Genomic DNA, 24,016 nt, shown 5'->3' with positions numbered 1-24,016 from the left:
CTTGCACGGGTTTGTCAAAATCACTGACCATGGCAGTTTTTGTATTTCTTGCCGCTGCCGCATGGGCACGGATCATTTCGCCCTATTGTGTCACCTTTGACAACTGGAGCTTTTTTCTTTTTCTTATCGGCTTGTGTATCATCGCCACTTACAGCTTGGACACCTTTGGCAACTTGTTCACGCTGCAGGTTATCACGGATTTCTGCTTTCAGTACGTAACGCGTAACTTCTTCCTTGATGGAACTAATCATCGCTTCGAACATGTTGTACCCTTCCAGCTGGTATTCACGAAGCGGATCGTTCTGACCATACGCGCGCAGGTGGATACCTTGGCGAAGCTGATCCATCTGATCGATATGATCCATCCATTTCGTATCAACTGTACGAAGCAGGATAACTTTTTCGAATTCGCGCATTTGATCTGGAGTCATTTCTTCTTCCTTCTGTTTCAAATGCTCACCGATTTTCTTAAGCAGCAATTCTTCAATTTCTTCTTCGTCTTTGTTCTTTAGCTCATCGACTGTCAGCTTGTCCTGTGGCAGCAGGTTGGCATGTACATATTCCACCAATGCATCCAGCTCCCAAGTTTCCTCTGAATCGTCAGCAGTATGTGCCTGAACAACCATATGAACCGTATCGCGGACCATTTCATCGATGATAGCATTCAGGTCATCACTATCGATTACCTCGAAGCGCTGTTTATAAATGATTTCCCGCTGTTCGCGTAGGACATCATCGTAAGAAAGAACTGTTTTACGTGAGTCGAAGTTATTCCCTTCGACTCGTTTCTGAGCTGATTCTACAGCACGCGATACCATCTTGCTTTCAATCGGCGTGTTGTCATCCATGCCTAGACGATCCATCATGCTGCGCATGTTATCAGAACCGAAGCGGCGCATCAGTTCATCTTCCATAGACAAGTAGAACTGTGTCACACCTGGGTCACCTTGACGTCCGGCACGACCGCGAAGCTGGTTATCAATACGGCGGGATTCATGACGCTCTGTCCCGATAACAGCAAGTCCGCCAAGCTCTCGTACACCTTCACCCAGCTTGATGTCTGTACCACGGCCAGCCATGTTCGTTGCGATGGTCACCGCACCTTTTTGACCGGCATCCTCAATGATCTCCGCTTCACGGTGGTGGTTCTTCGCATTCAATACATTATGCGGCACACCAGCACGTTTCAGCAGCTTGCTGATCAGCTCGGAAGTTTCGACAGCTACTGTACCGACAAGCACAGGCTGGCCAGTTTCATGACGAGCCTTGATTTCCTCTACAACCGCACGGAACTTGCCTTCCATGGATTTAAAGATGTAATCAGCTTTATCCTGACGCGTGATATCTCTATTCGTCGGAATCACAAGCACGTCCATATTGTAAATGTTACGGAATTCTTCTTCCTCTGTCTTCGCTGTACCGGTCATACCAGCAAGCTTTTTATACATACGGAAGTAGTTCTGGAAAGTGATCGATGCCAGCGTCATGCTTTCATTCTGGATCTGCAAACCTTCCTTCGCCTCGATTGCCTGGTGAAGACCGTCGCTGTAGCGGCGTCCTTTCATCAGACGTCCTGTAAAGCTATCAACGATGATGACTTCATCGTCTTCTACAACGTAGTCCGTATCTCGCTGCATCGTCACATGGGCTTTCAATGCCTGGTTGATATGATGCGTGATGGATACATTCTTCAAATCGAACAAGTTTTCCAGCCCGAAGAATTTCTCTGCCTTGTTGATACCTTCCTCAGTCAGAAGAACGGACTTAGTCTTGATATCATTCGTATAATCTTCTTCCTTCTTCAACACACGAACAAAAGAATTAGCTTGTGTATACAAGCTTGCTGATTTAGCAGCTGAACCGGAAATGATCAATGGCGTCCGCGCTTCATCGATCAAGATGGAATCGACCTCATCGATGATGGCAAAATTGAGCGGACGCTGTACCATCTGGTTCTTATACAGCACCATGTTGTCACGCAAATAATCGAAGCCAAGCTCGTTATTCGTGCTATATGTGATATCTGCCGCATATGCTTCCTGCTTCTGTTCACGTGTCATGCCCGAGCTGTTCTGTCCGACAGTCAACCCAAGGAATTCGAATAGCGGACGGTTATTCTCCGCATCACGTCCTGCAAGATAGTCATTGACTGTGACAACATGCACACCTTCGCCAGATAAAGCGTTCAAGTATGCAGGCAGCGTACTTGCAAGTGTTTTACCTTCCCCTGTTTTCATTTCGGCAATGTTTCCGCCATGAATGGCGATACCGCCTAGCAACTGGACATGGAAAGGACGCATGCCGAGTACACGGTCAGCTGCTTCTCTTACGGTTGCAAATGCTTCTGGCAGCAAGTCATCCAAGGACTCGCCATCCTTATAGCGCTTTTTGAATTCATTTGTCTTTTCTTTTAATTGTTCATCTGTATATGCTCGATATTCATCTGCTAATGTTTCTATTTGTTCGGCTGTTTTCTCAGCACGGCTGACTTGCTTCTGCGTACCGTCTCCAAACACCCGTTTAAGTAGTCCACGCATAATAACGCTCCTCTTTTAAATCAAAAAAGTATAGTCCAAAAATAATAATAACACTAGGTTTAGCGGTTTACAAGAAAGGGAAACCAGCTCCTTCCAAAAACAAAAAAACAGCGGCGCCCAGTCCCGGGACGCCGCTTTACATGGAAGGAGTGCCATGTCAGACATTCGCAATATTGTAACCGCTACTCCAGCCGCATGAGCCACCATCAGTTGGAATGCGCAGCCCCAAGGGAGGAGGCTGCGATATCCTGGTGGAGTCTTGCGGGGGAAAAGGAAGACTGCCCCTCAGAAGACACGTGATCTGGAGGACAGATCACGCTGCATTTGTTCGATGCACCAGCGTTCGAGCTGCTCTTGCTTCCATTGAAGTTCCGCCAGCCTTCGATTGGTCGCCGCGATGATCTCGAGCAGCTGTGTGATCGTATGCTCATGCTGTGTGAGTTGGGAATGGGAGACTCGGTGGACAGCATAATCTGAATCTCTGATGGTCAGTACCTCCTTTTGTTGTAGCTGACTTATTTATATCATGGGACTTTCGAAAGGAAAAACGACCGTTTTCGTAAAACGATGAAGGACTTCCTCCATAAAACACTAGAATTCGCCATCATCCGACAGCTTTCATCCCAATTTTTAAGTGATTTTGAAATATTCCTTCTGCGTTTTTGCAAAACGGACCTAATTAAAAGGCAGACGCAAATGCGTCTGCCTCGTTCCAGTTTTCTTTAGGTAGGCTCGATAAGCCCATATCTTCCATCTTTACGCTTGTAAACGACATTTGTGTCTCCACTCGTCGCATTCGTATATACGAAGAAGCTGTGACCCAGCAGATCCATCTGCAAAATCGCTTCCTCGGAATCCATCGGTTTCAAGTCAAAACGCTTGTTTCGCACAATCTCGTACGGACTCAGATCTTCTTCTTCCTCCGTTGCGACGACAGCACTTGCTGCACTTTCATTCTCCATGGCAGCGAATGCATGCTTCGGTGCATCTCCGCTTTGACGGGAGCGTCGATTCACTTTCGTCTTATGCTTTTTGACCTGACGTTCCAGCTTCGTAACAACCAGATCAATTGCAGCATATAGATCTGAATGACTTTCCTCTGCCCGCAACAGCAGGTTCTTCATCGGAATCGTCACTTCAATCTTTGACTCATTGTTATGCACACTCAAGTTTACGTGAGCCTCGGAATCCACCGGGGAATCAAAATATCTCTCCAGTTTGCCTACCTTCTTCTCGATGTAGTCCTTGATCGCTTCTGTAGCCTCGACATTCTCGCCACGAATATTGTACTTCATAACAAGTGTCCTCCTTTCATCCTTATGAGGATACTTTCTACATTCCCTTTACAATACCTTCATAAACACAGAAAAGAGTCAGAAAAATAAGAAGTTTAATCGAAAATTGTCACGAATCGCTCAACAAAACTTTACATAAGAAAAGTGCCTGAACCAAATCGGTTCAGGCACTTTTTATTTACGTTTATCGAGGAACCTGCCGTCAAGCGTATGCATGCTGCCATACGGGTTTATATATTTCTTGCCGGACTGCTTCTGCTTCTTAATTGTACGAATATCAGTCTTTAACTGGTCGAAAATATTTTGGACCTGCTTGCTGATTCTTTCATTCATCGGCAGAAGCTCTTTCCCTAAAAGATTTTCCTCCGTCGAAAAAGGCGGCTTCAGCTCCTCCAGCTGTCCAGAGCGGACTTCTAAAAGTGCTGTAAGAGATTGGACGATTTCTTCCCGATTCTCAGCTGTTACCGGCTGGCTGACGAGTGTGTCTAGCTGGGCAGTCGTATCAAACAGTGCCTGCACCCGATTCATCAGACAGTTGCTCCTGTACCGAATTGCTGTTTGCGGGTTTGTTTTACGACTTCTTTCCATGTGTCGCGGAAATCGGTAATCAAATCCAATGCACTGCTGAGTGCTCGCTGATCGTTGTGGGTATTAGCTTGGATAAGCTGGTGATTGATGAAATCATACAAAGGCATGATCTCTTTTGAAATTGGTACCTCCGGGTCAAGAGTGATCATCAGCTCCCGCACGATGTTCTGGGCTTTCTGAATATTTGTGTTCTTCGCTTCAATATCCTTCTTCTCAATGGCTTGCTGGGCAAATTTGATGAACTTGATACAGCCGTTGTAAAGCATGAGCGTCAGCTCACCTGGAGAAGCGGTCTGGACAGAATTTTGCTGATACGCCTGGTAATTTTGTACCGACATGATTGTATTACTCCTTTAGCGCTTATCCTCCGAAATTGGATGTTAGATAAGCGGATTGTTGGTTCATTTGACTAATGGCCTGTTCCATAGCAGAGAATTGGCGCCAGTAGCGGTCTTCTACTTGGGTGAGATAGTCTTGGAAGCTGTCTATGCGGTCCTCGATGTCATCAAGTCGTCTGCCAAGCGTAAACTGCTGGTTTGTTTTGTCTGTACTACCTGCACGCTCTGTAATAGTATCCATTGTTGCATCCAGCGTATCTTCAATCCGGTTAATGATGCCGCGTCCTGATCCTTTGACATCATTTGAGAACAGTTTATACACACCATCCGGATTTTCCCTAAGGGCAGCTTTCAGCTTATCTTCATTAATAACAAGCTTCCCATTGTCCAAGTAGTTATTAGATGTCTGGATACCAATCTGTGCAAGCTGAGTAAACTCCCCGCCAGTTTCAACATTGTCATACCAAGCCGAACGCAATGAATAAAGACCGTTTTGAATTGCTGTTTCCCCCTTAAGCATTCCGCTCTTCGCTTTTTCTTCCCAAAGCTTGATTTCATCTTCCGACATTTCTTTTTTCTGATCATCTGTTAGAGGGGGATAATCTCGGTATACTTTTTCGCTCAGTTTTGCGTTTGTATCTTCTATAATTTTATTGTAGGAGTCCACAAAATCCTTGATTTTATTGTAGGCAGCATCGACATCGTTATCGACTGTAATCTTAACTGCACTTTCTGTTACTTCATTAAAGTTGAACGTTACACCACTAAGGGTGTAGCTATTTTTATTCGAGGTAATTTCGAGTGCTCCATTGTAGGTGAATTTTGCATCTTGTGCACCTTTTTCATTATTTGGATCGAGCTTTAGAAATGAACCAAGAAAGTTATTTGTATCAAATTCAATCTCTTTACCATCTACATTTTCGTTGAATTTACCGGTATCTTTCTTTTCCATTACAACTTGGCCAGACTGCTTATCATAGAAAGCACGTACACCTGCATCTGAGTTTGTAATTTGCTTTAATATGCTGTTCAAGCTGTCTGTTGTTTTGAATTCAAAGCTATGTTCTTTAGCAGTACCATTCTCATCATAAGTTGTGAAAGAGAATTTCAAATCATCTGCTGTAACTTGCCCATTAGCGAATGTTTGCTCACCAATCGCTGCATCAGGATCAAACCCCGCACCAGCAACACTGCCTGTACTTACGTTAATTGCTGAAGATGCAATTTGACTTACTTGAATGGAATAAGATCCATTAGATGCACTGGAGTCTGCTGTTGCAGTAATTGCAGAACTTGTTGATGAAGTAGTCTTTACATTATAAGTAGTAGACAATTTCATGTTAAATGCACTAGTATCAAAGCTTTTCAGTGATGCGTTCACTTCACGTAAAGAGTCCTGCTGCCATGTCAGTTTAGTCTGTTCCTGCTGCATTTTATATAATTTCTGACGTTCAGCATTCATTAACTGCTCAACAAGAGAATCCGTATCCATTCCGGACGCAAGACCCCCGACTCGCATGGAGTTGCTGCCTGAAATACTATCTACCATATGATCACCTGCTCCTTATATTTTCTTATCAACGAGAAGTCCCATGAATTCTGCCATTTTGGCATATGCATCCAAAAGCTTCTTCGGCGGAATTTCCTTTATGACTTCTTGCGTATCTGAATCAACTACTGTCACAAAATAGCGATCCAATTCTTCATGAAGTTCAAATTTCATGTTTGTGTGTGTTGGTTCCAGGAATTGATTCATTGTTTCGATCACTTTTTCGATATCGGATTTGTCATAATCGATATACGGTTTGGAGGCATCTGAAGCCGTCTCCTGATTATGTAATACTGTGTTTGCTACTGGACGGCTTCCGCCCGAGGTGTGTGTAATATGCTGTGAAGCAGAAGAAGATAATTTGTCTATCATCAAAAAGCCAACTCCTTGCACATGCGTTTCTTTTTATATCGGCAGGATAGGCAGGATGTGTAGAGATGTAAATAAAAAAGCACAAAAAAAACGGGTACAGCAGCTGTACCCGCCTTACCTGAAAATCAATTAGAGAATACCGCCATTGATTAGGATAACTTAATCTATCATGCAGGAATAATCTTCAGGTTTCTCAATGAGGTCAAGCGCAATTTTGATTGTGGTAATCTTCGTTTCATACTAGCTCGGACGCCCCCAGGGCAGCAGGCAATCAACTTGTCAGTAGTTTCACACATATTATTTGATCGAGATACGATTACTTGTACGGATTGCCTGCGTCAATGTTGCCGTTGTTCTAGCGTTGAAGCTAACACCAAGCTGAACCGCAGTTTGCGCTATTTCCGGACGCATTCCTGAGATTACCGTTTCGACACCGACTAGCTTCAATGCTTCTACTAAATAAAAGATTTGCTGTGCTACCATTGTGTCGATGATGATGACACCAGAAAGATCAATGAATAATAGATCCACATCCTGCTCAGTACAATCTCGGAGGGTATTCTCCAAAATAAGTTTTGCACGGTTTGTGTCAATATCCCCTACCAATGGCAGAAGTGCTGTCGTATCATTTAAAAGGATTACTGGCGAACTAAGTTCATTGATCATTTCCTGCTGAGCCTGAAGTTTCCGGTTTGAGTAATGATGCATCTCTTCGGTAACTTTAAGGATTACCTGATCAAAAGCTGTAATAATTTCACGATTCCAAAGATCGAGCATTTCAGGTTTAATAGTGTCTTTATGTAAAGTATAAAATTCATTTATTAAGTCTAGATGCTGTCCCCGAGTTACAACAAATTCACGGATTATTTGATGAGTCGGCGTACTCAAGTGATTCTCATCACGAGCTATAGAAATAATCCACTCTTCAAAGCTCTTATTGAAGGTCTCCTTATCCTCAATGAAAATACGGAAGAAATGAAGATGAAAATCGTAGTTTTGCTTTTTGAGGTTTTGAATGGTCTCTGGATCAGTGGATGCGTAAACGCCTGAACTTTTAGATTTATCAAGCTGCTCATACCATCTGTCGTTAAGTTCCTTCGCTTTTTCCTTTAAAAACATATATAAGTCCTTATTCCTATGCATATTCCTGCTCCTCCTAGGGATTCATTTGACATCATTCCTGTTAAATATACGTAATTTCGGCTTTTTTGTAAATTTATAAGAAAATTTCTGGAAACTGACCATTCTCTTGTACTAGGAAGAATAGACCCCTCCCTATACCCATATAGCTGAGTTTCAAAACATCTTTTTTTAAAAAAATGTATCTTTTTTATAACAATAAAAAACCGCCCCTGAAAAGGCGGTTTTATACTGGCTGGGTATAAGATGAAATTTTCTCCTGGATAAATTGCCATACTCTTTCAGAAGACTTGCTGTCTTGGTAGTGATGCACTTGGTCTCGAATCTGTTTCCGTTCAGCGCTGTACCAAGAAGGGTTCTCTAAGAAGGTCGACAAAGCATCCTGCAGTGCCTCCTGCGTCGTCACCTTTGGTCCAGGTGTCCAGTTCGTATAGGAATCGAGAATGAATCCACGATTCTGCTGATACGATTGAAGATCAACAGGTGAAAAGATAATTGGCTTATCCAATAATAGATAATCAAAATAAATGGAGGAATAATCCGTAATCAGCATATCTGCGAGCGGCATAATTTCATATAAATCCATTCCATAACGAGTCAGCATCTCATCAGTAAGCAAATGAACACGTGTCTGCATCTCGAAATGATTCAAGAATAGCTTTTCTTCAGCTGGATGCAGCTTTACAATCAGCTCCAAATTTTCTCTCTCTAAGAAATCGTAAAACTGATCATTATCGAAACTTTCCATCCCAAAAAGATTATCTCGATTAAGGTTTGTATCGGCTCGGTCATTGTGCGCCACTTGCCGATACGTCGGCATGAAGAAAATCATCCGGCTTTCACTTGGGTCTATATCGAATTCTTCTCTTAGAAAGTGCATATCAGGCCGTTGCAGCATCAGATCATTACGTGGTGCACCCGTCAGCTGGATATGCTCTGGATTCAATTTAAAACAGCGAATCATTAAGTTACTGAAGAACTCAGAATACGAACACACATAATTGATGCTTCCCCAACGATCTGCCAACACATGCTTGCTCTGTTCATTTTTGTCCTGAAATCCCATTGCTTTAAGCGGGAAGCCATGCCAAGTGTCTATGATCAGCTGATTAGGATTGTATAGCTTTTTATTATGCTTGATATTCGCCTCGGTAATAACCAGCACTTCGGCAGCCTTGACTTTTTCCTGAAACTCCTGTGTCTCCTGCTGCTGCAGCAGTTCGACATCAAATGTATCATGAATGGATTCCGGAATATGCTTGGCTAAAGCGTACGTGTTCGAACCACTGCTATTACGCGCTACCATGACTAGCTTTTTACGACCAGTTGTAGATACGGATTGTTCCTCTGTACGGAAAGGCGCCTCCCGATGCAGCTGATCAATTTTCCACGTTCCAGCTTTATTTATTAACTCAAGCCGGCAATAGATTTTCTCGGACCGATTTTGCTCCTTCCACATTTGGATGAGAAGTAAACGTACCGAGGCCCTTTTATAATGATAATCGACAGATTCTACTTTTGGATATGCAACCTGCCTTGTTACATCTGCATCTACAGGCTTGAACTCCTCGCTTATATATCGCTGGGTAAAAAAGCTGGCTAAGTAGTCAACCTCTTCCTCTGATTGAACAACCAACTCTGTCCCTTCAATCGCACAAGCCAGGATATCATTAAGCACTTTATAATAAAGATATTGCGGGTCATGTATCGCCTGCATCGGAATTTCTGCAGAGCTCTCCTCTTTCAGGGCAGTTTCCAATTGATCAATTACCGATTCAATGTAGTACGGCTGAACCATAGCCTGACAAGCTTCAGGAGTAGGCAGTTCATATTTACCTTCTGCAATGGCTGGCACATCTTCAAGTGTAGGCATCGACCCATGAGAACCCAGGTTGATAGGAACAACGCCTCTTGCCAGCGCTTCTATTTTCATCTGATTCGATTCGGGATAGCTGCCATTTAAAATTAGAGCTGTCGCAGATTCTAGGAGTGACCAAAAGTCCGCAGCACTATCTTTCCAAACAATTATTTCCTCTACCCCAATCTGCTGAGCCAATTGCTGTATAGCTGCCTTATCAGGTCCATCACCGATTATCGTTAGGCCCACATTGTCCTGTATGCTCCTGAAAGTGGTAAAAACCTGTTCGAAATAATTATCAAACAAAATTAACTCTCCGACAAAAAAGAAATGGACTTTATCTTCTGGACGAGGTATCACAGCAGGCTTACCCTGTATAATTGGCTCTCCGATCAAATGCAGCCACTGATCCTGAAAAGAATAGCGTTGCACAGCTTCCTCCAGCTGCTCATTCATCACTAAGTGACGATCACTAAATTTCAGCGCCTCTTCATATCCATATTCCTCTGGTGCTCCCTGCAGCCAAGAATAGATTCTCGGTAACGGACCATACAACTGCGCTACTGCTGTTCGGCATACATAATTCATCAGCGGTGCACGTACTGCTACTATCACGTCCGGCTTGCCATGATGCCGCAAGCTATTTGTATACCCTTCGATTAAAGAATCTGGATTCTCATATTCCAGACCGCTCTTCTCTCCATAATAGTGGATTTCCGGCAATGTTGACTCCCATTGTGTATCCTCTGGTCGATAGGATTGGAACACACGCACGTGGTGACCACGTTTAGTCAGCAGACTTGCAGTCTTGGTTATAATCTGTTCCAGGTGGCCGTTGCCATCAGCGTATATAAAGGCAAAATCAATGATCATGGTAAATACTCCTTTATATTAAAAGATTCGTTTTACCTGCCAAGTTCCATTATCGTTCACAATTTTCACTCTGACTTCTTCTATATTATCATGCCTGTCTTTTTGATAGCTAAAACGAACGATTGCTCTTGTGTAAGAATAATTAATAGCATTGATTTTCAAGTCATACCAATGGATGCTATTCCCTGATAAATGTTCTTCTAGAGCAGGATAAATATCCGCAGTTATGAATTTACAAGTAACTTCATCTTCTACATGACTCTCACTAACAATTTTTTCATTTACAATAAAATCATTAGTTGTTAGACTTTGGAGAATATCATCCATTCTCTCTACCACTCTCTCAGCTTCGTATTCTATAACTGAATCGATACACACCTGTGGATCAGGCAGCTTAACTTTTCCAGATTGTATATCGTTAAGAAGGTCTTTTATTTTATTTTTATCCCCTTTGGGAACAATCCATCCGTTAATACCATTCTTAACTATATCCATGGGCCCATCACAATCAGTTGAGATAACCGCCACGCCGCGGGAGAGCGCTTCTACCAACACTAATCCAAACCCCTCAAAATCAGATGGCAAAACCAAAACCGAGGCTTCATCTATCTCGTCCCAGGGAGCATCCTTCCACCCTAACCATGTTATCTTTCCATTAATATGCAATTCATCTGCTAAATTATAAAGCATATTCTTATCAGGACCATCTCCAATACAAGTTAGATCCCATTCATCACGAACACCCGCTAGCGCCCCTAATAATAAATCTAGTCTTTTTTCCTTATTACTCAATCTACCTATGAATATAATCTTCAATTCATCAGGACGAATTATTTCTTTTTGTTCTATGTCTACAGGGTTGTTCACTAAATAGATCGGCTGTTCCTCAGTAATGTCTTTTATTGTGCGTCCAATACTTGAAGAAATAGCAAAATGCGTATCGCTATACTTCAGAAATCTTCCTCCTCCGAAATAAGCCGGGGGTCCATGAAGCCAAGATACTACAGGAGTATCAGGTTTAAAGCGGGCAATAGCCGACCTGCAAATGTAGCTTAATATGGGAGCATGTGTGGCTATGATTACATCCGGAAGTTCCGCGCTCTTCAAGAAGTTTGTATAACCAGCTTGCATAGAAGAGACAGTCTCTTCCTCGACCTTTCCACCCTGGCCATAATAATATATTTCGGGTATTGTATCTGCCCAAGCTTTGAATTGCGGGGAATGTGTTTGTAATACACGCACTCTATTCCCTTTTCTCACAAGACCATTTACAACAGTAGTCAATACGTCCTCTAAACCGCCTTTTCCTTCTGCATATCCTAAAACGATATCAATTAGCATCATATTCGCCTCTTTCTCTCTTTTAAATCATAAAAAAGACACCTTATATAAGGTGCGCTTTTTTAAATTCCTAATAGTTTCTCTTCAAGCCACATACTATCCTTGAATAAATCTAAAGCTTTCATCACATATGGCTCAGGATCCGCGTCAGTTTCAATTAACTGCTTATAAAACAGGTAATCATCATTATATTTGTTTAACGCTTCTTTAGCTATTCTATTAGCTTCTTCCAAATTATCGTGCGCCTTTAACCATGTAATTATATTTAGATAGTCTTGTCTTTCTAAAGTATGTTCTTCCGATTTTTCATATAAAATCATAGCGAGATCTTGCTGTGATAATTCAAACAATATTCCTCCAAGCTTTGCATATATTGATGGAGAGAATAAAGAAATTTGTTCCAGCAACTCATTAGCAATTTCGTAATTTTGGTACTTGATTAATTTCTTAATCATATAACTAAATTCTAAAGTATAATCTTCTTTTTTCAGTTCGTCTTTATTAAAATCATCATCGATCATGAAACCTAATACTGAATTTAGTATGATATTTCTATATACATGTTTTAAGTTTTGGGAAGGTTCTAAGCGATGCAATAAATAGATATCCCCTGCATCGATAAATCTAAGTTGTAAAGCCTTAGCAAGTTTTGGTTCGTCGTTTTTCAGCCAATCATTTTCAAGTCCAGAAAATCTAATTGCAGATATTTTCACTTCTAAAATGTCTAAAACGTCTTTATCCATTTTTACATTGTTTGCAATTTCCCTGACAAGTTCATATAGACCTTCATTTAGAAGAAAACGTATGACATCGTATAGATGGAATTCTAAATAGGGTTTTGTGATCTTAAATGTTTCTTTTGCAGAAGTATGAATTGCAAGTATCTTCAAAAGGCTTGTGAGTGAGTCAAAGCAGCGGTTATTTATATTCAAGGCTTTGGAATAATAAGCTACAGCCTTCTCCATATCTTTTTCGAGTTCGTAAATTTTACCTAACCTTAAAGATGGTAGATATTCAATTGCATCCGAACTCTTCACAACAGTTTTAAACGTTGATTTTTCACTTAATATTAGCGTGAAAACCTGCTTTGCATCTTCAAGTCTACCTTGGGCTATATAAATAGAACCTTTAATATATAGGAAATCTGCTGCATCTTGATATATTCTTATCGCATCTTGAAGTACATTAAGCGCATCATTATGTCTATCCAACAAAATCAATGTTTCTGTAATATTAAGCAAACATATAGGAACCCAATTTATAAAAGGATCTTCTTTTTTCTTGTATGCAGTTACAAAAGCATCAAGTGCTTGTTCGTATTTCTTTTCTATCTTCAACTCGTTACCAAGATTATAATAGTCGAAACCACTTTTTTCTCTCTTAAGTTGTAGATTTATTAATTTCTTGTTTCTATTTGTCTTTTGCTTTGTTTTCACTACTTCTTCCATGTAACCAGAGTGATACGCGATTAGATCAGATAATTTAACAGTGATATTCTTATTTTCTTTATGTGTTATTTGTTCATGTATAGCTCTGGTATATTCATAAGCACCGGAATTCTTATACAATCTCACATGTTTATTTTCAACAATTCGATTCCCATTGTCACCCACGAAATTAACTATATTTATTGCATACACATCGTCTTTACTATTTTTCAAATCTTCGATTACAGCGCGAGCATTTGTTGCCTCAAGAAATTCATCTGCGTCTAATACAAGAATCCATTCACCTAGAGCATGACTAGCAGCAAAATTCCTTGCATCAGCAAAGCTATTATTCCACTCAAAGTAAAATAGACGTACATTTTCATACTCTTTAATAATTTCGATTGTACTGTCAGTAGAGCCCGTATCGACAATAACAATATCTTCTACTAAATCCACAACTGAATCTAAACAACGTTTTATCACTTTCTCTTCATTCTTTACAATCATACAAAGAGAAACAATTGGTTTTTTCAAAATAAACACCACCTCAATCTATAAAAATACTGGTCCAAAAAATTGGACCAGTATTTTTATAGGCGAAAAAAGATTCGCCTATAATGAAATTACTGAAGAAGTTGCAATACACCTTGTGGCTGCTGGTTAGCTTGTGCAAGCATAGACTGTGCAGCTTGAGAAAGGATATTGTTTTTAGTGAATTCCATCATTTCAGAAGCCATGTCAACGTCACGAATACGAGATTCAGAAGCTGTTAGGTTTTCTGAAGATGTTTGCAAGTTGTTGATTGTGTGATCCAAACGGTTTTGGTAAGCACCAAGTTTAGAGCGCTCAGCAGAAACTGTTTCGATTGCAGCGTTGATTGTAGAAATCGCAGCGTTAGCATCACTTTGAGAAGAGATGTTGATACCAGCAGTAGCAGAATCACCTTCTACGCCTAGTGCAGAAGCACCCATGTCAGCAATTGTAAGTTCAATGTTTTGATCTTGGTTAGCACCGATATGGAATGTCATTGCAGTTGCAGCTACATCACCGTTGATTAGTTTCTTCGTGTTGAATTCAGTGTCTGTAGAGATACGAGTGATCTCTTGAGCCAACTGATCCACTTCTTTTTGAAGCTCTGCACGGTCTGTATCAGTGTTAGTGTCGTTGGCAGACTGTGTAGCCAATTCACGCATACGCTGTAGGATAGAGTGAGTTTCGTTCAAAGCACCCTCAGCAGTTTGGATCAAAGAGATACCGTCTTGTGCGTTTTTGGAAGCCATGTCAAGACCACGGATCTGTCCGCGCATTTTTTCGGAGATTGCTAGACCTGCAGCATCGTCTCCAGCTTTGTTGATTTTAAGACCTGAAGATAGTTTTTCCAAAGATCCTTGTGTTGCAGCAGAGTTAGCACTTAGTTTGTTGTAAGTGTTAAGAGCAGCGATATTATGATTGATTCTCATTTTAAAAATTCCTCCTTGAGTGTAAGTACAGCCCACATCCTTGTGGTTTTATTGGTTCGCAGCGGTCGGCCGCCCGTGCTTACCTTTGCTGTACTATTTATATCGGAGGATTTCAGCATATGTTTAGCTTTTTCTTTATTCTTTTTTTAAGAATTTAAGTAAATCGACAGAAGTGTCTGCAGCAGCACTATTTTCTTGTTCAATCGATAGATAAACTTCTTTACGATGTATAGCTATCTCTCTAGGAGCATCTATACCAAGCTTGATCTGTTCTCCATCGATACTCAGGACTTTTATTTCAATATCGTCACCAATCTTAACAGACTCTCCAACTTTTCTTGTCAGAACAAGCATTATTCCGCCCTCGCTTTCTTAGATTGCAAAGGTGTACGGGAGGAGAAATCATCCGTAAGAATGATTTGCTGCCCTTTCAATGCATCTACATTGATAATAATCGGTGCTAATAGATTAATCGTGCTCTTTTCAAAAGGCTTCCGTAATGTGAGTATAGATAAAACCTTTACTTGATCCGGAGTTGTGATTGCCAGCTCGTCTTTCGTTTGATTTCCTAAGTCAAATGTATATTCCTTACGGAAATGGTATGGACTAGCCACTACAAATGCAACATGGGCTGTTTCAGTACTTTGCAGGATCTGAAATACAGGGTTGTCAGGAAAATCAATCAATACAAACATCTTTTCATCCTGGAATCCGGGTAAACCTTTCTCGAAGTGAATCACTTTATTTTCATCTACTGACATACTTCCAAAATATTTTGTTTCAATATTCATTTCTAAACTCCTTATATGTTTATCTCGAACCCATTAACACCATAGAATTTTAAGTTTTCGAAGTCTACCTTAAGCGACTGGTATTGCATGATACCTGTATCCACCTGGCCCCGCTCATAGGCAAACTGCGGTTTATTCGGCGTATTCTTTATTTCCGGAGAGTGGATCTTCACATCGATATTCAAATCAGAAGGCTGATAATCGATCTTTACAGAAAATCGGGAAGGTATCCACCCAATTGCGAAATCCTTCAGTTTCCGATCATCTATCCGTTTTGCTTGGGCCACAATCGGATCTCCGCCTTTTTCAATTTCCATCATTTCCTTACCTTCCTGGACACGGCGCGCGATGCCTTCCAAGTTAGATTTCTTGCCAAGCTCCGCAAAATCCTCTATCCGTTTAAAGACAGACTTCAAGTCCATATCATGCCACGCTTGTGTCTGATCAATCGTAAGCTTGGATGGTGTTGTATGCATCGTAATTTCAGCTTGTGGCTGACGAATCGTTTGTTCTGCTTCAGGCTGTTGGATATTCACTGTCGCATCGGTTGTATTAATACTGATCTTAGCCTGCTGAGATTGTAATCGCACTTGAGGCATTTGCATAAGTATTACTCCTTTCTATACAAAAAGCCCCGCCTACTGGCAGAGCTTTATCTATTTTTATCGTAGAAAGTCCATAAGGGTTGGTTGAATAATTCGCGCACCTGCTGACATCGCCGCTCGATGAACTGCTTCCTGGGAAGTAAGATTCATTATAACTTCTTCCATTTCGGCATCCTCGTTATTGGACATCAATTCTGTGGCTGACAGCTCCTGATCACCCAAGCGGGATTCTACAAGATCCATCCGATTCATCCGTGCACCTATATCTGCTCGTTCGTTGACAAGATTATTGATATTCTCGTCTATTAGTCCAATATACTGATCTAAGTCTTCATCAGAACCATCTGAGCGGAGTGCTGCAGAGAAATTACTCAAGTCATCGAATAATTTATTCCCGAATACTGCACCTCCATCGACATTGATTTTAACATCAACACCTTTGGATAAAGTCAGATTAACTGCATTAGAATTAAAATCTACAGTAGTACTGCCATCCTCATTAATCGTAACTGGAGCAGTATTAGTGGCGGATCCATTAAAAATATATTTCTCATTTACTTGTGTATTTGCAATTGTTGCCAGCTGTTCTTTTAGCTGATCAACTTCCTCTGCAATATTACTTCGCTGTCCCTCTTCATATGTACCATTGCTCGCTTGAACAGCCAATTCGCGAAGTCGCTGCAGCGCACTTGTAGCGTTGCTCAGAGCAGAATCAGAGTTATCAATCCAAGTCTGCGCCTCTGATAGGTTTCGCTTGTACTGTGCTACATCACGTACTTCAGTTCGATAACTCATACCCTTTGTCGCAACAACGGGATCATCAGAAGGCCTTGTGATTTTCTTACCTGATGAAAGCTGTTCAGAATACTTATTCAAGTCGCTGTAACTGTTGCTCAGATTACGCAGCATACTGTTGGACATCATACTTTGTGTTATACGCATGTTTCACTTACCTCCCTACTAATCCCATGTTGTTGATGATTGTATCGAGCATTTCGTCTACAGCTGTCATGCTGCGGGCAGCAGCATTATAAGCGTGCTGGAACTTGATCATGTTGGTCATTTCTTCATCTAGTGACACACTGGAAACAGATTGACGCTGCAAATCTGCTTGATCGACTAACGAAGTAGAGTTAGTTGCTTGTCTCTTTGCTTCTTGTGCGTTCACGCCCAATGTACCGATCATACCTTCATAGAAACTGCTGACGGAAGTGTTACCTAGTCCTTCTAATGGGGAACGCATCGCTTCGGAGAGCTTCTTCGCATTTTCGCCATTACCCGAAGTACCGTCTGCACTTACTGCTATTAGATCAGGATTGCCATCTATCTCATCGGACAAGCTGATATTTGCTGCAGCTCCGTACTGCGATCCGCCTGCGTCAAAGAAATCAATTCCAGAGAGGGTGCCACCTTTTGTATAGCCAGTCTGCTGCACTGCATTGATTGCCTGTGCAAAGTTGAACGCCATTTTATCAAGGTTTTGCATCATTTCCGGATATGTACCTTTAATAGAACCATCTTCCAGATATCCGTATGAATCCATCAGGCCCTTAAGCTCCCCTTTGGAAGTAAAATCCTCTACAGAAATCTCTGTATCTCCGAAAGTAATACTTTCAACAGCCTGCATGCCGTTCTCATCTTGACCATACTGGACTGACAAAGGCTGATAGGTTTTCGTGTCAGGATCAACCAATACTGCTTGTGCTGCACCCTGTTCATCAACCAATGTGATTTTAGCAATACCTTGAGCTGCTGTTGGAGCTAAGCCGCCTGATTCCTGGTATTCCACTTTGATGTTGACCATCGAGGAAAGCTCATCGATGAGTACATCTCGTTTATCATACAAATCATTTGTCACCATACCGTGCGGTTCCATTTCGGCGATCTGTTTGTTCAATTCATTGATTTGGTTCATATAAGAGTTGATGCTCTTCACGGACACATTATCAATTTGATCACGCAGGTCACCGCGAACATTCGTAAGGCTGTCAGAGATATAATTGAACGTATCTGCTACTGCCTTACCTTTTTCTAAGGCAACAGAACGGGCTCCTGATTCATCTGGTGTAGCCGAAAGATCCTGTAAGGAGCTCCAAAAATCATCCAAAACAGCAGATAAGCCCGAATCAGACGGCTCGTTAATAATCCCTTCCATTCGGTTCAATGCTTCGGATTTCATGCTCCAGTAAGCAGAAGTTCCAGTCTGCGAACGGTATTGCGCATCCAGGTAGCTGTTGCGGATACGTTCAATAGAGCCTGCTTGGACCCCTGTTCCCTGTTGTCCGGCTATTTGTGGACGATTTAGTCCTGCGGCAGGATATGGGGAGATTTGTTCGAAGTTAACGCGCTGTCTTGTATATCCTTCTGTATTTGCATTCGCAATATTATTGCTTGTCGTATATAACGCCGTCTGCTGCGCAAAAAGCGCAGAGCGGGCGATTTCTAATCCTTGGAATGTTGATCCCATGTATATTCCCCTTTTACCGATAGCTTTTCCGTATCTGTGTTATGCTTTGGAGTCAAACAAGGCGCGATTCTGCGGTCGCTGCTGATCCTGGTTAGGTGTACCATAATTCAATGATTGGATGGAGGGAGCAAGCATATCCAGTGAAATCTGCAAGAATTGCATCGACTGCTCCAGCAGCTGCTGATTGAGCGCTTCCTGCTTCTTGAGCTCTGTCACCGTCTCCGTAAGGCCGATCAGTTGTTGTTCAAACTGAAGAGCTGACTTCTGATCTGTAATCAGTTCCAAAAGCTCCGAAACAGTAGACGGCACCGGAAGTCCAGAAGCAACAGCCCATGATTCCGTTTGCTGAATTCGCAATTTCTCAATCTGGGCGACAGCTTGCACATGCTTCTTTTCTGCAAGCAGCTGCTTCTGCAGGCTCTCCATGTCGTTTGATTTCAGATGATCTGTTTTCAGCCGGCTGATTTCAAGAAGACTCCGATGCAATTTATGCAGTTTTTCAATCGTTTCTAATAAAGCTTGTAAAGCCATGGTTGCTCCTCCTTGGTCTTATGACCAAAAATCCATCATTTTCTTAGCGGTTATCTCTGCATCGACTTTATATTCGCCATTTTGTACTGCGGCTTTTATCTGTTCCACATGGCTCTGGCGGCTCGCCTGGATTTTGTCGCCTTCCTGAAGGCGTTTCGCCTCTGAGGAGATCTCCAATTTATCCTGGCGCTGACTTGCTTTTTGCAAATCTGCCTGCTGCTTGAGCTGTTTTGTGTACGGATTGAAACCGGATTGGTTCGGACCTTGAATTTTCAAAGATCTACACCCCTTTCCAACTTCTTAACACTCTTACAGATAGTATCGGTCAACATCGGGGAAATGTTAAGCGATTTAATGAATTATTTCACAGAACGATTTGCATTGTAATAGACTCGCTGCTCTTTAACACCGGCAGCAGCTACACGTTTCTCATCCAATTCGCGAGCAACGTCCAGATCTTTGCGCATTTGATCTTTGCAATCTGTGCAAATTTCGCCTTCTGTAATTTGATTGGAACAGTTGCGGCAAGAATATGACAGCATCGGGAATTGACTTGGCTGCAATCGTTTTTCACGGACAAATTTGATGATCAGTGATTCTGGTACGGTTGTGACTTCCGTAATTTGCTGGATGGTTGCTTGGCGATTTTCACGTTTGCGGAGATACTGGTAGACCATTTGGAAGGAACGCTCTTCCTCTCGATGGCAATTCGGACAAATATCTCGGTAATCTCGCGCGAATACGCTTCCGCAGCGGACGCAATTTGCTAGTTCTAACATAGGCTAACGCCCTCCTCCTAGTATAATAGGTACACTCGTAAGTGACCTGATTAGTATAATTATAGCATGATAATATAATAAACCCGCGGTTCACACGACATTTGGCATATGGGAAAGTTACCCCCTGATTAACGTACAGGCCGCTACAAATTCGGTACCATTTTCCTTCAAAACCTGCGCAGCATGCCGAAGCGTTGTTCCTGTTGTATAAATATCATCGATCAAAACAGCGAATTGGGGTGGTTCCGATAGTAAATAAAACGGATTATCAGCTGTCACTCTGTGCAATCGGCTACGCTTGGATTGCTTTTCTCCATGCTTTCTTCCTAGTGCATTCTTCCGCTTGGCCCGTGTAAAAGCTGCCAGCTCTTCCGCTTGATTGAAGCCTCTCTCTGCCATCCGCTCTGCGCTTAATGGAATAGGAACTACCTCATACTTGGACTCCCTGAAATGCTGAAGATAGAGTTTACGAAATTCGGCTTCAAACACTTTTCCCAGCACATAATCGCCGCGATATTTCCATCTTGCTATATAATCCTGCATAAATGGCTCATAGCAGTACAAAGAAACATTCCTCTCCAGCTTAGCCTGATAGCTCGTTTTCTCCCACTCGAGACAATCTGAACAAGTACTAGAAGTCGTCTGTTTCATGCAACTTGTGCAACCTGGCTCTTCCAGTCTGTGAAAAGACACTTCACAATCCCAACAAAGGAGTGATATCCGCTCCGGCCAAAAGAAAGTGGACCAGCTGGGACGGGAAGCGTACGATTCTCCGCATCCTACACATAGACTCATAGCCGCTTTGCCCTTCGATTCATGTCGGTGATGGACCGCACTGCCTTATCCATAGCATCGCTTCTTCCTTCATGAAAGAAGACAACCTCTCCTGTCGGATCAGCTGGACTTCTGCCGGCACGGCCTGCAATCTGCACCAACGCTGCCTCATCAAAAACATCATGACCAGCATCCAAAATTGCCACATCCACAGAAGGAAACGTCACACCTCGTTCAAGAATGGTTGTCGTTAGGATAATGGCTATATCACGATTTCGGAATGCCTGCACTTTTGCCTCTCTGTCTTTATCGGCAGCATGGACAGTTCTTATTAGTGTTTCCGCATCTCTTTTTGGCAGGATTTTTTGTGCGGATGGACGAAGCACTTCCTTTGCTTCTTCTTGCAGTCTATCAGCAAGTACGACGGTAGGAAGAAAAATCAGTACCTGCCTTGTCGGATTACTGCGATTGTTGATCCAATGCAGCAGCCCTTTCGGAAAATTCCCTTTTCGTAATTGTTTCTGCAAACCAAAGCAAAGCTTTGATGCAGGTACTGGAAGAGGCTGCCCATGAAAGCGTACGGGAACGAAAACATGAGGGAGGGTTTTGGCAGCGATTTGCCGCTTTTCTTTTTGCCGTGGTGTTGCAGTGAGGAAAATGGAGGCACATGTCGATTTCCTGGCTTTTTCAGAGGCGATATGGAGCATCGGGTCAGCATGATATGGAAAAGCATCGATCTCGTCAATGATGAGTACATCAAAAGCTTGATAAAAACGCAGCAGCTGATGCGTGGTCGCCAGGATGAGCTGACCGTCACCCGTTTTATCCGGACTGCTGCCATATAGTGCTTGAACAGTGACAGTTGGGAATGCCTGTTGGAATCGCGGCAGCAATTCCCTGACCACATCCGCTCGCGGTGTCGCAAGACAAATTCGTTTGCCCTGTTGGAGCGCGATCGTAATCCCTTGGAATAGCATCTCCGTTTTACCCGCACCGCAGACAGCATGTACCAGCAGCTTCCCATTCTGCTGCATCGCCAAACCAATTGCATCTGCGGCAAGCTGCTGATACCTAGTCAGTTCTCCTTCCCAAGCACAAGGATTATCATGATAGGACCACTCAGGCTCCGGGCCAGTCCATTCATAGAGATGTTCACAGGCACTTACTCTTCCCATTTGAATGCAGTTCCTGCAATAAAGATGGATACTGCCACAGATCTGACAGTTAATACTTTGCAAATGAGGCTGTGTCGCATTGCACCGATTACAATATAAGCTGTTTTTTTCTTTTCGGATTGTTGGAATCTGTTTGAAGTGATGTTGTTGGAGAGCTTCCTGAAGGGCATTAGCTGAGAGTGGAATTTCACGGCTTAATAATCGTTTACCGGCATAGCGTTTTGGATCAAGTTCCATTTAGTTGCTCCTTCCTATAAAAAAAGGGAGAGAAAAAATATCCCCCCTTACACTTTGTACCACAAAAATCCAATGGCACCTTCGCCAAGATGGGTGGCGATAACCGGGCCGAAATAGGATACTTCTATTTCTGCATTTGGGTATTCGGCCGCCCATGCCTGACGCAGACTTTCCGCTTCCTCAGGTCGATTGCCGTGAATGATGCAGGCCTTCATTTTTGCACCATCTGCAGCTTGCTCATCGAATAATGCCTTGATTCGGCTGATTGCTTTCTTCTTCGTCCGAATCTTTTCAAACGGCACGATCTTTTTATCCTCAAAATGAAGAACCGGTTTTACCTGGAGCAGACTGCCGATAATGGCTTGCGCTCCATTCAAGCGTCCACCGCGTTGCAGATTGGACAAATCATCCACGATGAAATACGCTATCATCGTTTCTTTCATTTCATCCAAACGCTTAAGAATATCTTCAACGCTTGCGCCTTGTTTCACCATACGTGCTGCTTCCAATGCATAGTAGCCTTGGGCCATACAGCTCAGTTCAGAATCATACGCATGGACGTCGATCCCTTCTACCATATCGTCGGCAGCCACCATGCTTTGGTACGTACCGCTGATCCCACTGGAAAGATGCACACTGATAACGGCATCATAGGATTTGCTCAGCTCCTCCAGCTTCTCGATCACTTTACCAACGACTGGCTGGGATGTCTTAGGCAATGCCTTTTGCTGCTTTATCTTGTCATAGAATTCCTCAGCAGTGATATCCACTTCTTCCTCATACGTTGCATCGTCGAAAACGACCTGCAATGGGATCATATGTATGTCAAATGCTTCTCGCTGTTCTGGCGTAAGATATGCTGTACTATCTGTCATTACAGCAATATTCATGCTATCGGTCTCCCTTACGTTTTTCTGCCTTCTATCTAACGATTTCTGCCTTCTATCTTACCCTATGCCTGTCCTTTTTGCATCCATCAATTAGGAATTCATATAATGCCATTCTAAAGTGATTTACAGTTCCCAGTCTGGAATCACAGTTTTGTCCTAGCTCTCCATCAGTAAAACAAAAAAAGCCCGGGCTTTATCACCCGGACTCCCACCTTACAATACTTCGACCCAGCCGTTGCGGATTGCTGTTACAACTGCTTGTGTACGGTCATTGACATTCATTTTTTGCAAGATATTACTAACGTGGTTCTTGACTGTTTTTTCACTAATATACAGTGCTTCTGCTACGCCGCGGTTGCTCTTTCCGTCAGCAAGCAGCTGCAGAACTTCACACTCCCGGCGTGTAAGCAGATGCAATGGACGGCGGTGTTCGCCGATTTTGCTGGAAATGGATGAGTTGCTTTCCTCAGAAAGGCGTCGGTATTCCTTCACAAGATTATGAGTGACTTTCGGATGCAAATAGGATCCGCCTTCACTGACGACCTTGATGGCATCTATCAAAGAATCTGCATCCATTTCTTTCAGCAAATACCCTTGGGCGCCAGTTTTCAAAGCATGTGTTACGTAGTTTTCATCATCATGGATGGAAAGTATGATAACGTTGATATCTGGACGGTGTTTGATCAAGTCAGCTGTTGCTTGTACACCGTTTGTAGTCGGCATATTAATGTCCATCAGTACGACGTCAGGATTGAACTTTTCAACAAGCTCAAGTGCCTCTGACCCGTCGTCTCCTTCTGCTACAACCTGGAAAGCCGGTTCAAATTCCAGGATGCGTTTGACACCCTCTCGAAATAGCTTATGGTCGTCAATCAATAATATTCCAGTACTCATGTGTTCGCTCCTCCTACAAGTTCTTGTCATTTTCATCTTTTGCTGTGTGCTCTAAGAAATTATGAGTAAGTTGTCAATATAAGTGCGTTAAC

23 protein-coding genes are annotated in these 24,016 nt (G+C 42.5%); all 23 read right to left on the bottom strand.

The window, feature by feature from the left end; genetic code table 11:
- Positions 1–20: 20 nt before the first annotated feature.
- Positions 21–2,537, bottom strand: coding sequence for a preprotein translocase subunit SecA (gene secA / locus ACH6C1_RS04655; protein WP_374075018.1), 2,517 nt, complete (start codon positions 2,535–2,537; stop codon positions 21–23).
- Between the two features lie 722 nt (positions 2,538–3,259).
- Entirely contained in the window at positions 3,260–3,832 is a 573-nt protein-coding gene (hpf, locus tag ACH6C1_RS04650; protein WP_095224132.1) for a ribosome hibernation-promoting factor, HPF/YfiA family, read from the bottom strand.
- A 174-nt stretch (positions 3,833–4,006) separates the two neighbouring features.
- Positions 4,007–4,360 carry a flagellar protein FliT gene (fliT, locus tag ACH6C1_RS04645; RefSeq protein ID WP_374075016.1) on the bottom strand — a complete coding sequence of 118 codons (354 nt, stop codon included), beginning with the start codon at positions 4,358–4,360 and terminating at the stop codon, positions 4,007–4,009.
- A complete protein-coding gene (gene fliS / locus ACH6C1_RS04640) occupies positions 4,360–4,758 on the bottom strand; it encodes a flagellar export chaperone FliS (RefSeq protein WP_095224134.1) in 399 nt (132 codons plus the stop codon). Before fliS ends, fliT begins: the two co-directional genes overlap by 1 nt.
- 22 nt (positions 4,759–4,780) lie before the next feature.
- Positions 4,781–6,307, bottom strand: a complete 1,527-nt coding sequence (locus ACH6C1_RS04635) for a flagellar hook-associated protein 2 (RefSeq protein WP_374075014.1) — start codon at positions 6,305–6,307, stop codon at positions 4,781–4,783.
- 15 nt (positions 6,308–6,322) lie between these two features.
- Complete coding sequence (flaG, locus tag ACH6C1_RS04630) at positions 6,323–6,679, bottom strand: flagellar protein FlaG (protein ID WP_374075013.1); 357 nt, start codon at positions 6,677–6,679, stop codon at positions 6,323–6,325.
- A 297-nt stretch (positions 6,680–6,976) separates the two neighbouring features.
- Positions 6,977–7,822, bottom strand: coding sequence for an STAS domain-containing protein (locus ACH6C1_RS04625; protein ID WP_374075011.1), 846 nt, complete (start codon positions 7,820–7,822; stop codon positions 6,977–6,979).
- Positions 7,823–8,045: 223 nt separating this feature from the next.
- Positions 8,046–10,550 (bottom strand): CDP-glycerol glycerophosphotransferase family protein, encoded by a 2,505-nt coding sequence (locus ACH6C1_RS04620; RefSeq protein ID WP_374075009.1) that lies wholly within the window; start codon positions 10,548–10,550, stop codon positions 8,046–8,048.
- Between the two features lie 18 nt (positions 10,551–10,568).
- On the bottom strand, positions 10,569–11,894 hold the full coding sequence (locus ACH6C1_RS04615; RefSeq protein WP_374075007.1) for a glycosyltransferase: 1,326 nt from the start codon (positions 11,892–11,894) through the stop codon (positions 10,569–10,571).
- A 59-nt stretch (positions 11,895–11,953) separates the two neighbouring features.
- Positions 11,954–13,855 (bottom strand): glycosyltransferase, encoded by a 1,902-nt coding sequence (locus tag ACH6C1_RS04610; protein WP_374075005.1) that lies wholly within the window; start codon positions 13,853–13,855, stop codon positions 11,954–11,956.
- Positions 13,856–13,944: 89 nt separating this feature from the next.
- Entirely contained in the window at positions 13,945–14,781 is an 837-nt protein-coding gene (gene hag, locus ACH6C1_RS04605) for a flagellin Hag (RefSeq protein WP_095224143.1), read from the bottom strand.
- A 135-nt stretch (positions 14,782–14,916) separates the two neighbouring features.
- Entirely contained in the window at positions 14,917–15,135 is a 219-nt protein-coding gene (gene csrA, locus ACH6C1_RS04600; protein ID WP_095224144.1) for a carbon storage regulator CsrA, read from the bottom strand.
- Positions 15,135–15,572: a flagellar assembly protein FliW gene (fliW, locus tag ACH6C1_RS04595; RefSeq protein WP_374075002.1), complete on the bottom strand. Its 438-nt coding sequence runs from the start codon at positions 15,570–15,572 to the stop codon at positions 15,135–15,137. Before fliW ends, csrA begins: the two co-directional genes overlap by 1 nt.
- Before the next feature lie 11 nt (positions 15,573–15,583).
- Positions 15,584–16,177, bottom strand: coding sequence for a DUF6470 family protein (locus ACH6C1_RS04590; protein ID WP_374075000.1), 594 nt, complete (start codon positions 16,175–16,177; stop codon positions 15,584–15,586).
- Positions 16,178–16,234: 57 nt separating this feature from the next.
- Entirely contained in the window at positions 16,235–17,119 is an 885-nt protein-coding gene (flgL, locus tag ACH6C1_RS04585) for a flagellar hook-associated protein FlgL (protein ID WP_095224147.1), read from the bottom strand.
- A 7-nt stretch (positions 17,120–17,126) separates the two neighbouring features.
- Positions 17,127–18,644, bottom strand: coding sequence for a flagellar hook-associated protein FlgK (gene flgK / locus ACH6C1_RS04580; RefSeq protein ID WP_374074998.1), 1,518 nt, complete (start codon positions 18,642–18,644; stop codon positions 17,127–17,129).
- Between the two features lie 39 nt (positions 18,645–18,683).
- Positions 18,684–19,175 (bottom strand): flagellar protein FlgN, encoded by a 492-nt coding sequence (locus ACH6C1_RS04575; protein ID WP_095224149.1) that lies wholly within the window; start codon positions 19,173–19,175, stop codon positions 18,684–18,686.
- 18 nt (positions 19,176–19,193) lie between these two features.
- Positions 19,194–19,451, bottom strand: coding sequence for a flagellar biosynthesis anti-sigma factor FlgM (gene flgM / locus ACH6C1_RS04570; protein ID WP_374074996.1), 258 nt, complete (start codon positions 19,449–19,451; stop codon positions 19,194–19,196).
- 83 nt (positions 19,452–19,534) lie between these two features.
- Positions 19,535–19,954 (bottom strand): TIGR03826 family flagellar region protein, encoded by a 420-nt coding sequence (locus ACH6C1_RS04565; protein ID WP_095224151.1) that lies wholly within the window; start codon positions 19,952–19,954, stop codon positions 19,535–19,537.
- A 117-nt stretch (positions 19,955–20,071) separates the two neighbouring features.
- The gene (locus ACH6C1_RS04560) at positions 20,072–20,605 is read right to left on the bottom strand and encodes a ComF family protein (RefSeq protein WP_374074993.1); all 534 of its coding nucleotides are present in this window, start codon (positions 20,603–20,605) and stop codon (positions 20,072–20,074) included.
- Positions 20,606–20,745: 140 nt separating this feature from the next.
- Positions 20,746–22,140 (bottom strand): ATP-dependent helicase ComFA, encoded by a 1,395-nt coding sequence (locus tag ACH6C1_RS04555; RefSeq protein ID WP_374074991.1) that lies wholly within the window; start codon positions 22,138–22,140, stop codon positions 20,746–20,748.
- A gap of 47 nt (positions 22,141–22,187) precedes the next feature.
- Positions 22,188–23,030 (bottom strand): DegV family protein, encoded by an 843-nt coding sequence (locus tag ACH6C1_RS04550; RefSeq protein WP_374074989.1) that lies wholly within the window; start codon positions 23,028–23,030, stop codon positions 22,188–22,190.
- A 213-nt stretch (positions 23,031–23,243) separates the two neighbouring features.
- Entirely contained in the window at positions 23,244–23,924 is a 681-nt protein-coding gene (locus ACH6C1_RS04545) for a response regulator (RefSeq protein WP_038564508.1), read from the bottom strand.
- Between the last annotated feature and the right edge of the window lie 92 nt (positions 23,925–24,016).

Source organism: Terribacillus sp. JSM ZJ617 (assembly GCF_044383785.1).
Classification (GTDB): Bacteria; Bacillota; Bacilli; order Bacillales; family Amphibacillaceae; genus Terribacillus.
This window is presented reverse-complemented; position numbering and strand designations above follow the sequence as displayed.

Excerpts from the sequence above, each read along its gene's own strand:
- hag (WP_095224143.1), bottom strand. The coding sequence starts at position 14,781 with ATGAGAATCAATCATAATATCGCTGCTCTTAACACTTACAACAAACTA.
- ACH6C1_RS04565 (WP_095224151.1), bottom strand. The coding sequence starts at position 19,954 with ATGTTAGAACTAGCAAATTGCGTCCGCTGCGGAAGCGTATTCGCGCGA.
- flgL (WP_095224147.1), bottom strand. The coding sequence starts at position 17,119 with ATGCGTATAACACAAAGTATGATGTCCAACAGTATGCTGCGTAATCTG.
- ACH6C1_RS04575 (WP_095224149.1), bottom strand. The coding sequence starts at position 19,175 with ATGGCTTTACAAGCTTTATTAGAAACGATTGAAAAACTGCATAAATTG.
- ACH6C1_RS04555 (WP_374074991.1), bottom strand. The coding sequence starts at position 22,140 with ATGGAACTTGATCCAAAACGCTATGCCGGTAAACGATTATTAAGCCGT.
- ACH6C1_RS04625 (WP_374075011.1), bottom strand. The coding sequence starts at position 7,822 with ATGCATAGGAATAAGGACTTATATATGTTTTTAAAGGAAAAAGCGAAG.
- ACH6C1_RS04620 (WP_374075009.1), bottom strand. The coding sequence starts at position 10,550 with ATGATCATTGATTTTGCCTTTATATACGCTGATGGCAACGGCCACCTG.
- fliW (WP_374075002.1), bottom strand. The coding sequence starts at position 15,572 with ATGAATATTGAAACAAAATATTTTGGAAGTATGTCAGTAGATGAAAAT.
- secA (WP_374075018.1), bottom strand. The coding sequence starts at position 2,537 with ATGCGTGGACTACTTAAACGGGTGTTTGGAGACGGTACGCAGAAGCAA.
- fliT (WP_374075016.1), bottom strand. The coding sequence starts at position 4,360 with ATGAATCGGGTGCAGGCACTGTTTGATACGACTGCCCAGCTAGACACA.
- ACH6C1_RS04550 (WP_374074989.1), bottom strand. The coding sequence starts at position 23,030 with ATGAATATTGCTGTAATGACAGATAGTACAGCATATCTTACGCCAGAA.
- fliS (WP_095224134.1), bottom strand. The coding sequence starts at position 4,758 with ATGTCGGTACAAAATTACCAGGCGTATCAGCAAAATTCTGTCCAGACC.
- ACH6C1_RS04590 (WP_374075000.1), bottom strand. The coding sequence starts at position 16,177 with ATGCAAATGCCTCAAGTGCGATTACAATCTCAGCAGGCTAAGATCAGT.
- hpf (WP_095224132.1), bottom strand. The coding sequence starts at position 3,832 with ATGAAGTACAATATTCGTGGCGAGAATGTCGAGGCTACAGAAGCGATC.
- ACH6C1_RS04560 (WP_374074993.1), bottom strand. The coding sequence starts at position 20,605 with ATGAAACAGACGACTTCTAGTACTTGTTCAGATTGTCTCGAGTGGGAG.
- flaG (WP_374075013.1), bottom strand. The coding sequence starts at position 6,679 with ATGATAGACAAATTATCTTCTTCTGCTTCACAGCATATTACACACACC.
- ACH6C1_RS04545 (WP_038564508.1), bottom strand. The coding sequence starts at position 23,924 with ATGAGTACTGGAATATTATTGATTGACGACCATAAGCTATTTCGAGAG.
- ACH6C1_RS04615 (WP_374075007.1), bottom strand. The coding sequence starts at position 11,894 with ATGATGCTAATTGATATCGTTTTAGGATATGCAGAAGGAAAAGGCGGT.
- ACH6C1_RS04635 (WP_374075014.1), bottom strand. The coding sequence starts at position 6,307 with ATGGTAGATAGTATTTCAGGCAGCAACTCCATGCGAGTCGGGGGTCTT.
- flgK (WP_374074998.1), bottom strand. The coding sequence starts at position 18,644 with ATGGGATCAACATTCCAAGGATTAGAAATCGCCCGCTCTGCGCTTTTT.
- csrA (WP_095224144.1), bottom strand. The coding sequence starts at position 15,135 with ATGCTTGTTCTGACAAGAAAAGTTGGAGAGTCTGTTAAGATTGGTGAC.